The organism is Bacteroides sp. (assembly GCF_028690125.1).
Taxonomy (GTDB): Bacteria; Bacteroidota; Bacteroidia; order Bacteroidales; family Bacteroidaceae; genus Bacteroides.
In genome coordinates, this window is sequence record NZ_JAQVBV010000108.1 from 1 (window position 1) to 4,121 (window position 4,121).

Below are 4,121 nucleotides of genomic sequence, written 5' to 3' on the forward strand. Positions count from 1 at the left end.
TTATACGACGCATTTTTTTATCCGCATCTTTTAGAGAAAAGCATGGAAATTCAGCCTTCTTTTAGTTAAAAGATGCGGATAAAATTTTAATTCAATCCGAACATCCTACGCAGTTCTTCCTCCTTTCCTTCCCATAGCCTTTCGGCACTTTGTGGTTCCAGCTGTCCTTTCTCTATTGCTTCACGCATCTGCTGCACGGATGGGATTGCATAAATCCTTGTTGTTTCAGTACTTGAGTGACCAAGTATCGCAGCCACCATTTCGATGGGAACTCCATCTCTGTATAACCCGGAAGCACGACTGCGCCTTAGCATATGTGGGTAGATGCTGTCGGAAAGCGATGTGTTTTTCTTCAGAACAGCTTCTCCATATTTCTTAACGATCCGCTCAAGATTCCTTTCTGACATGTAATTCATTTTCCCATGGATAGTTGTGAAAAATAATGGTGTATCAGATGGTGCTCCAAGCTTATGATAACGACTGATATACCCCCTTAGATGTTCTGTAGTTTTTTCGTTAAGGGTTACCGAACGTTCCTTTTTCCCTTTTCCATGGATTATTATGTACGGAGAGGTTATATCAAGCGATATATCACCCATGGTTATTCCCAGAAGCTCAGAAGCTCTGACTGCAGTATCAAACAGGAGAATTATTATCAACCTATCCCTGTTTCCTATCTTAGTATCTGCCATACTGTTCATTAGAACTTTCAAGTCATCTTTTTCGAGTACCTGTCTCTGACGCTTGGTAAGTTTAAGTAACGGCACATTTTTGACAGACAGATATACCTGCATGAGTGAGATGTCCCCATCAGACACATACTTAATGTATGACTTTATAGCCGCAAGCTTCTGATTTACAGAACTGTTTCCTAGCTTCTTTTCTTCCTGAAGATACTGGGAATAGGAAAGTACGAATTCATATGTGCAGTCAGTGAAATAGAAACGCATTACTTTGATATTTCTTACTTCTGTAACGTATATATAAAAATTGGTCAGAGATATCCGGTATGCTTTAATAGTTTCCTGACTTTTCTTGTTCTGTCTAGAAAGATAGATATCCAGATAATCCTTGGTTTTAGAAAAAAACAATTCTGTGAAGGCGGGCTTATTACTCATAATGTCTCACCTCCGGAATCACATCACCTGCCATCGTATCACGCTGGGCAATAGTTTTATATGCATCGTTTACAAGATAATAGTAATAGAAAGTTTCATTTGTACTTTTATGTCCAAGATATCTGCTCAGATATGGCATCATTACCTGTAGATCTAATCCCAGTTCTGCCCAGAGATTCATCCGTCTTACCACAAAGGTAAATCGAAAATCATGTACCGTAGGTTCATTATTACAGCCCGTATATGGAGTTTTATTCCAAAAACGCTTAAATACCGAGTCTATGGTTGTATTCATCAATGGCTTTTCAGGATTCATTCCCGGAAAAAACCATTTGGGGTAAAATTTAAGGGTATTATAAAGATAATCATAGTAGTCTCGGCAACTGGCAGTAAGGTCATCGGATAAATATACCAGACGATCTTTGTAACCTTTAGAATCCAAGATTGTTAATATACCATCCTTAAGATTTATATTTTCGGAAGCAATCCCAGCGGCTTCAGAGTTCCGAAGACCAAGGCAGCAATAAAGACGAAAAATCAACCTGTATTCTAGATGAAGCCGCACCTCTTTGCTTCTGTTTAATCTTGGCTGACAGGTATCGAGTTCCTTGAAAAAAGCATCGATTTCCGCCTGGTCAAAAATGTGAGGTAATGCCCTTGTGAAATGACAGAAATCGTGAGGAATATATACTGCGATTCCGCAGGATGACATATATAACAGAAGCTGCTTTACACATGAAATTCGTTTTCCCTGGTTAAATGCTCCTTCATTCTCAGTACGTTCCATCCATCCAGTAAGGAACGCTTTGTTTATGTTCAACGTATCCAGCTTATTATTGACACAGTATGTATCGAATCTGTTGAGAACCATTTCTTCGGAATGGTAGGCGTACCCAGCGGCATGCTTTTCTTTTAAGAGACCGTCAATATATGAGGCTATTATACTGAGACGCATTGTTTTATCTTTCATCATGCCAACCTCCAATTCCACAATCTTTCAACGACAAAGCACATATTCTCATGCGGTCAACATCAAGCGATAGATATCTATGTACGGAAGCTGTTCCTTGCTGTCCAAGTGCATTGGCTACCATATCAGCGCCAACACCCTTCCGTAGGAGGTTTGTTGCATATGTCTTTCTGGTCACATGGAACCCAGAACCTTCTAAATCCCGATTCGGAAGTGCAGTTTTCAATGCTCTAATACAAACGGCACGACCGACTATTCTATGTGGTGCTTTTTCACTGAGAAAAATATTTGGAGCAGCTTTTTTATGCCTTTCTTCCATTATGTAACGGAATAACGCATTGCCAACTTCTGTTGGCATCGGCAGATTAACTTCTACTGATGTTTTACTCTGAATAAAACGAATGGAGGCTGTCTGCCAGTCTATGTTATCAAACTTCAGATTTACAATGTCAGACGACCGCATTCCCATTTTCAATCCAAGAAGGAGCATAGCCTTTTTCCTAAGGGAAAGTACGGTCTCTCCAGAAGTTAGTTCTGCATTCAGCTGATCCATCTCTGCTTCCGATAATACAACAACGATTGTTTCTTTTGGAGCACTGGTGCGGTTTAATGCAACAAATAGCATAGGATTATTCAAATATTCTTTATCTCCCAAGTAAAAAAGAAATTTTCTTATACGGGCATTATACGCATTCTTCCCAGCAGGAGTTTTATGAATATCCTGAACATTGAAATCTTTTATGTGTAAAGCAGTTAATTCATTGAACGATCGGATACCGATAGAATCTAGGTAAATACAAAAGCAATAGAGACTGGATCTGATCATGTTCAGAGTGGAAACTGCCCATCCTTCACTTGTTTTGACATCTAAATATTTCCCAGCAGCGTTCCTGCTCCATTCCGGGAGAAGGTCAAAAGCACGTGCCTTTTGACGGAAAACGCTATTGATATGTATTTCAGAGAAAGTATAGTATTGGGCAATGAGACATAGACTACGCCGTATTGAATAAGCTTCCTTACGAAAGAACTCACTGGTTGAATCAAACCACACCATTGCGATTTCCGGACTATATCTGTACCCATTGGTATCAAGAAATAAGAGTAATAGATCTATTGCTTTTCGAAATGTAGAACGGACTGACTTACTGTATTCATTTTCTGAACATACTTTCTGAAAAATAAGCTGATATTTATGAAACTCTTCAACCGTTACCGTATGGGATGAATTCATGATGCTGTTTATGGTTTTATGAACTATTTGGTCATTTAGCTTCCAAAAACACTCTTTGTCAAAGGTGAGATAATGGATTAGTACTGTAAATCCGTATGGAACATTACCTTTATCATAGAAATACTCCAGCATTATTGATAATGGACCATTCAACTGTCCCTTTCCCCATTTCCCATGGTGTATATCTTCTTTGTAAAAGCGAATGACTAGGTCATAGGTCAGTACACATATGGAACTAATACCCTTTCTTTGGAGATATATCATAAATCTGGAGCATGTATGTTTGTGGTTATCAATTGTAGCTGCCGCCACTTTGCCCTCAAGGGATTTCAGATATTCATCAAGACTGTTTTTTAAGCCAACCTTCAAAACGGAGTATGACAAAAAGTGTTTTGTTTCATGTTCACGTTTAATACGTCCTGCTTCATATACATCTCGAAGCCTGACGAGTGCAACTTTAGTAGATTCCTTATCCGTATTGCTAATTGATGAATTTTCAGATGCGTACCACTCATCTGCGATTTCTGGAGAATAATTAATCCTTTTGTGTGACAGATATGCTTCAAGCTTACTGAAACATCGTTTGTTTGCTAGAATAGTAGTGCTACAATAATTATTCTTCACTAGGTAATCAAGAATTATTGCAACGTAATTATTGTATTCGTCCATAGAGGTACCTCCTTATATTTGATACCTCTATTATCGAATGATTCAGATATTTTATCCGCATCTTTTAACTAAAAGAAGGCTGAATTTCCATGCTTTTCTCTAAAAGATGCGGATAAAAAAATGCGTCGTATAA

At 38.5% G+C, this 4,121-nt stretch carries 3 protein-coding genes; all 3 read right to left on the reverse strand.

Annotated features, from left to right (window positions below; all coding sequences use genetic code 11):
* Window positions 1-86: 86 nt before the first annotated feature.
* From PHO71_RS25365 to PHO71_RS25375, 3 genes are read right to left on the reverse strand one after another with little or no spacing between them, the layout of a single operon-like run.
* Window positions 87-1,118, reverse strand: coding sequence for a tyrosine-type recombinase/integrase (locus PHO71_RS25365; protein WP_300208971.1), 1,032 nt, complete (start codon window positions 1,116-1,118; stop codon window positions 87-89).
* Window positions 1,111-2,091, reverse strand: a complete 981-nt coding sequence (locus PHO71_RS25370) for a tyrosine-type recombinase/integrase (protein ID WP_300208972.1) — start codon at window positions 2,089-2,091, stop codon at window positions 1,111-1,113. The genes PHO71_RS25365 and PHO71_RS25370 overlap by 8 nt, the downstream gene beginning before the upstream one ends.
* A complete protein-coding gene (locus tag PHO71_RS25375) occupies window positions 2,078-3,988 on the reverse strand; it encodes a tyrosine-type recombinase/integrase (RefSeq protein ID WP_300208973.1) in 1,911 nt (636 codons plus the stop codon). The genes PHO71_RS25370 and PHO71_RS25375 overlap by 14 nt, the downstream gene beginning before the upstream one ends.
* Window positions 3,989-4,121: the final 133 nt, after the last annotated feature.

Bases quoted from the DNA above. Each gene is read 5' to 3' on its own strand.
- PHO71_RS25365 (WP_300208971.1), bottom strand. From the start codon at position 1,118: ATGAGTAATAAGCCCGCCTTCACAGAATTGTTTTTTTCTAAAACCAAG.
- PHO71_RS25375 (WP_300208973.1), bottom strand. From the start codon at position 3,988: ATGGACGAATACAATAATTACGTTGCAATAATTCTTGATTACCTAGTG.
- PHO71_RS25370 (WP_300208972.1), bottom strand. From the start codon at position 2,091: ATGATGAAAGATAAAACAATGCGTCTCAGTATAATAGCCTCATATATT.